The sequence below is a fragment of the Actinomadura verrucosospora genome (assembly GCF_039540335.1).
GTDB lineage: Bacteria > Actinomycetota > Actinomycetes > Streptosporangiales > Streptosporangiaceae > Spirillospora > Spirillospora verrucosospora.
Genome location: NZ_BAABEV010000058.1, coordinates 1 through 4,868, shown reverse-complemented (window position 1 = coordinate 4,868; position 4,868 = coordinate 1). Strand labels below are relative to the sequence as shown.

The window sequence follows — 4,868 nt, the reverse complement described above, 5'->3', positions numbered from 1 at the left end:
GCGAGTTGCGGCCAGCACAGGCGGAGCGGGTTGCGGCCAGCACAGGCGGAGCGGGTTGGGGTGTGGGCGAGGGGTTAGCGGAGGGCGAAGACTTGTTTCTTGGCCTTTGCGCCTTTCAGGGTGGCCACGTAGGTGCCGGGGCGGGCTCGGACGGTGTTCTTGCAGTCGCGGTGGCGGTCCCAGACGACGTCGTCGACGTAAGGGATGCCGCGCCGTAGCGTCGCCTTGGGGGCGTCGCCCTTGCGGCACTTGCTCGACGACCAGACGCGGTCCGCGCCGGAGGTGATGCGCACCTCCAGCGACCCCGTGTCGAACGCGCAGGAGCCGTCACGCGTGCTGACGACCGTGACCCGGAACTCCGGACGCTCGGACCCCGCGTAGACGTTCTTCGCGGCGGACATGTTCACCACGAGGTCACCGCGGCCGCAGGGGCCGCCGTCGGCCTGCTCGGGCGCGGGCGTGGTCGTCGTGGTGACGGTGACCGTCGGCATCGCGCTCGGCGGCGGGGCGCTCGTCCGCTCGGCCGCGCCCGCGTCGCGGCCCGGCTTCTCCTCCCCGGCGCCTCCCTGGCACGTCCACGCCAGCAGGCCCACGGCCCCGAGGACGCCTGCCAGGGCCCACACGCGCCGGCGCCAGTACCGATCGAGCCCAGAGCCGTCCCGGTCGCGCTCAGTGTTCGCCCCCATGCGGGCAGTATGCATTCACCTGGGCGGGAAGAGCGGGCGACCCGCCGCGTGCCACAATGGCGACGCGCCATGAACACCGAATCCGCACTCACCACGCCGATCCTCGCCTGGTACGACGCGAACGCACGGGACCTCCCGTGGCGGGCGCCGGACGCGACCCCCTGGGGCGTCCTCGTCAGCGAGATCATGCTTCAGCAGACACCGGTCTCCCGCGTCCTGCCCGTCTGGGAGGCCTGGACGACCCGCTGGCCGACGCCCGCCGCGCTCGCCGCCGAACCGTCCGGCGAGGCCGTCCGCGCGTGGGGCCGGCTCGGCTACCCGCGCCGCGCGCTGCGCCTCCACGAGGCCGCCCGCGCGATCACCGAACGGCACGGCGGCGACGTCCCCTCCTCGCACGCGGACCTGCTGGCGCTCCCCGGCATCGGCGCCTACACCGCCGCCGCCGTCGCCAGCTTCGCGTTCCGGCAGCGGCACGCCGTCCTCGACACCAACGTCCGCCGGGTCCTGGCCCGGCTGCTCTCCGGCGTCGAGTACCCGCCGAAGGCGCAGACCAAGGCCGAGGTCACACTCGCGGAGAGCCTCCTGCCGCTCGACCCGCCGACCGCCGCCCGCTGGGCCGTCGCGGTCATGGAACTGGGCGCGCTCGTCTGCACAGCCCGTTCGCCTCGCTGCGTCGACTGCCCCGTCATCGACAGGTGCACGTGGCAGCTGACCGGCCGTCCCGCCTACGACGGGCCGCCGCGAAGGGGCCAGACGTACGCCGGAACCGACCGGCAATGCCGGGGGCGACTCCTGGCCGTCCTGCGGGACGCCGAACACCCGGTCGAGAAACCAGCCCTGGACATCGTCTGGTCGGACGCCGTCCAACGCGAACGCGCCCTGGACACCCTCATCGCGGACGGCCTGGTCGACCCCCTCGAAGACGGCCGCTACGCCCTTCCCGGCTGAACTCTCGCGACCGTCCGCGAGGGATCCGCCTTCTCAGGGGAATGGCAGGCCGGCTCTCTGTGCGCGAATTTCGGATCGGATGAGCTCCAGCAGCCGGCCCACCCAGTTGCGGCCTCTGTCTCCGCGCGTGATCCAGTGGTCGGATTCGATTCCGCCATACCCGATGGGGGCGTCTCCCGTGCCGAGAAGGATCTCCGCCAGCTCGGGATGCCGCGCGTATTTGGCGCGCATGAGGCCCGCCATCACGGCCGTCCTGACCTGTGGCCATCCCTGGACGCGTGAGGCCTCTTCGGCGAGCTTCTGGGCGTCGTAGGGGCGTTCCACGGCGCGAATCCGCTCCCGGACCTGGGGATCCTCGGTGGACAGCGCCCAGTAGGCGTGCGTGACCGACGGGTAGAGGACGCCGCCGGCCTCGATCGGGGCCGGGTAGTCGTTCTGAAGGGCGTCGATTCCCGGGTTCTCCGGCCATCCTCGCGGAAACACGCGCCCGCCCAGGTGAATCGTCCCGCCCAGGGGTTCCTGTGGATCGTCCCCCGACCTCTTCGATTCGTATTCGGCGCGTGCACGGGCCTCCTCCGCGAAGTAGTCCAGAGCCCATTCCCGCATGGCTTCGGTCACCACGTCATCGTCGAACCAGCCGCCGATCGGACGCTCCCCGACGTCGGTGCACAGAAAGACCAGCGGCCGGTCCTTGTTGTCCATGTCACCGAGCGAGTAGTGGCGCTTGTGGGCGGGCATCGCCAGGTAGGCCTCGCGCAGCGCCAGCCGGTCGGCCTCGTCACGCGACTCCAGGTACCGGTCCAGCGCCGCCAGACAGCGGTCGGTGGAATCGGGCCGGTTGTTCAGGCGCTCGATGTCGTCGGCCACCTCCCCCAGCAGCATCTCCGAGGTGAGGCCGAACATCGGCTCGGCGGCCTTCCACCGGCCGAGCTCGAACGCGCTGATCTCACCGCCCTCGGGTACCTCCGTCACCACCCAGCCGCATTCGAGCTTCCCCCGAAGACCCTCCAGGTCGACCCACTCCCAGCAGTTGATGGCGCCATCCGCGAACACCAGCAGGTTCGTGAGGTGGTAGGAGCCGTTGTGGATGAAGACGGGCCGCGCGACGCCCTCGATGCGCCGTCCGTCCTCTGTCCGGTGGATCCGTAGCAACAGGGAAACTCCTCAATCCTCATCCAGGGAAGCGGAGCGCAGCCGCTCGGCCGCCGTCACCTCACCCGGTGGCCCGAACCGCACCTCGGGGCCGCGCATTCGGTCGATCTTGGGCCGGTCCCGCCCCGCCGGTCAACGGAAATTCGCTCGTCAGCCCAGGGCCCGGGCGCGTACCGTACGCCAGTGCGTGATCTGCTGACCCTGCCCAAAGCCCACCTCCACGTCCACCTTGAGAGCACCGTCCGCGGCGCCACACTCCGCGAGATCGGCGCCGCCAACGGCGTGCCGGTCCCCGAAGACCTCGGCGCGTTCGGCGACTTCGCCTCCTTCTTCGCGCAGAACGACCTCGTCCGCGCCTGCCTGCAGCGGCCCGAGGACTTCCACCGCATCGCCTACGAGTTCTGCGAGGACGAGGCGGCCCAGGGCGTCCGGTACGCCGAGGTCTCGTTCACGGCCGCCGCGCACGGCGAGCGCCTCGGAGACCTCGGCATGCCTCTGGCGGCCGTCCTGGAGGGCCTTGAGGCGGGCCGGGAGGCCTTCGGCATCGAGTGCCGCGTGATCCTCGACCACTCCCGCCGCCGCTCCGTCGAGCGCGCCTGGCGGACCCTGGACCTGGCCCGGCGTCACGAGCGCGTGGTCGCCGTCGGCCTCGCCGGCGACGAGGCCCACCCCGGTGACCCGTTCACCGAGGTCTTCGCCGCCGCGCACGACGCCGGGCTCCACGTCGTCCACCACGCGGGCGAGGCCGAGGGCGCGGCCAGCATCCGGCAGGCGCTCGGCCCCGGCCGCACCGAGCGGCTGGGCCACGGCATCCGGATCCTGGACGATCCCGACCTGGTGGCCGAGGTCCGCGAACGCGGGATCCCCCTGGAGGTCTGCCCCTCCTCCAACGTCGCGCTGGGATTCGTCCCGTCCCTGGACGCGCACCCCCTCCCCCGCCTCCGCGAAGCGGGCCTGCTGGTCACTCTCAACACCGACATCCCCGCCCTGATCAACACCCCCCTCGCCACCGAGTACGCGCACGTCCGCGCCACTTTCACCTACGACGACCTCACCCTGGCCGACCTGGCCCGAGCCTCGGTCACCGCCTCCTTCGCCCCGCCTCAGGCCAAGAAGGCCCTCGGAGAAGCGATACAGGCCTGGCTTGCCACCCCGCCCCCCTCCGCTTCGAGGTGAGCGGGCGGGGTCTTCGGATGGCGATCTGGTCGCACACTGGGCCTCCCTGAAGTCACCTTCAGGGTTCCCGAGCGCGGCGGGCGCCAGAGACCGAACAGCGTTCTGTGGATTAACCCACCGGCTTCTCCGGCTCGCGCGTGAAGAGGCAGAACAGGTGCCCCGCCGGGTCCTGGTAGACCCGGAAGTCGTCATCCGGCTGGAAGTCGGCCAGGACGGCGCCCACTGCCTCGGCGTGCTTTCCGGCGGCGTCCACGTCGTCCACCTCGAAGTCGAGGTGGGCCATCTGCAACTGGGCGCCGTCCGCGGCGGGCCACGTGGGGGGCTTGTAGAGCGGCTCTGTCTGGAACGACAGGCCGGTTCCGCCGCCCGGGGGACGCAGCTTCACCCAGTCGGGCTCGTCCTGCACGACCGTCCAACCGAGGAGGCGCTGGTAGAAGTTCGCCAGCACGTGCGGGTCGGGGGCGTCGAGGACGGGGGCGGAGAGGGTCAGACGGCTCATGGCGGCTCCCGAGACAGTCGATCTTGTGAGGGGAAGCTGCCCAGGAGAATCACGCCCATGCCAGCCACCCACACGCGAGCCCCACACATGCGAGCCGCCACGCGCGAGCCGCCAACGTGCAAGCCGCCAACGCGCGAGCCGCCAACGCGCGAGCCGCGAACGTGCGGAAGGCCCGCGACCGGGAACCGGTCGCGGGCCTTCGCGCGCGGGACGTCAGTCCTTGTTGAAGTTGACCGCGCCCTCGATGGGCGGCGGGCTGTCGGGGACGGTCGACGGCTTCGGCACGCCCTTGAAGGTGAACTTGGCGTTCTCGGCGGTGTCGGTGTTGTCGGGGTCGAAGCCCTCGGTGCCGACGATGACGATCTGGCCGGGCTTGAGCTCGTTGTAGAGGATCTTCTCCGACAGGG

General features: G+C 71.3%; 6 protein-coding genes. 2 read left to right on the top strand and 4 right to left on the bottom strand.

Annotated features, from left to right (window positions below; all coding sequences use genetic code 11):
• Nucleotides 1-74 precede the first annotated feature (74 nt).
• On the bottom strand, nt 75-686 hold the full coding sequence (locus tag ABD944_RS37905) for a hypothetical protein (protein WP_345185714.1): 612 nt from the start codon (nt 684-686) through the stop codon (nt 75-77).
• A 69-nt stretch (nt 687-755) separates the two neighbouring features.
• Here ABD944_RS37905 and ABD944_RS37900 point away from each other — a divergent pair, with 69 nt between their 5' ends.
• Nucleotides 756-1,634: an HhH-GPD family protein gene (locus ABD944_RS37900; protein WP_345185710.1), complete on the top strand. Its 879-nt coding sequence runs from the start codon at nt 756-758 to the stop codon at nt 1,632-1,634.
• Nucleotides 1,635-1,667: 33 nt separating this feature from the next.
• On the opposite strand, the gene ABD944_RS37895 is transcribed toward ABD944_RS37900, so the two are convergent.
• On the bottom strand, nt 1,668-2,786 hold the full coding sequence (locus ABD944_RS37895; protein WP_345185706.1) for an NADAR family protein: 1,119 nt from the start codon (nt 2,784-2,786) through the stop codon (nt 1,668-1,670).
• 183 nt (nt 2,787-2,969) lie between these two features.
• On the opposite strand from ABD944_RS37895, the gene add reads away from it, so the two are divergent.
• On the top strand, nt 2,970-3,962 hold the full coding sequence (add, locus tag ABD944_RS37890) for an adenosine deaminase (protein ID WP_345185702.1): 993 nt from the start codon (nt 2,970-2,972) through the stop codon (nt 3,960-3,962).
• Nucleotides 3,963-4,071: 109 nt separating this feature from the next.
• Here the strand turns inward: add and ABD944_RS37885 are convergent, their stop codons facing one another.
• Nucleotides 4,072-4,461: a VOC family protein gene (locus ABD944_RS37885; protein WP_345185697.1), complete on the bottom strand. Its 390-nt coding sequence runs from the start codon at nt 4,459-4,461 to the stop codon at nt 4,072-4,074.
• A 213-nt stretch (nt 4,462-4,674) separates the two neighbouring features.
• On the bottom strand, nt 4,675-4,868 hold a 194-nt coding region (locus ABD944_RS37880), incomplete at its 5' end, for a hypothetical protein (protein ID WP_345185693.1).

Coding starts and splice junctions, on each gene's coding strand:
- ABD944_RS37905 (WP_345185714.1), bottom strand. CDS start 686: ATGGGGGCGAACACTGAGCGCGACCGGGACGGCTCTGGGCTCGATCGG.
- ABD944_RS37900 (WP_345185710.1), top strand. CDS start 756: ATGAACACCGAATCCGCACTCACCACGCCGATCCTCGCCTGGTACGAC.
- ABD944_RS37885 (WP_345185697.1), bottom strand. CDS start 4,461: ATGAGCCGTCTGACCCTCTCCGCCCCCGTCCTCGACGCCCCCGACCCG.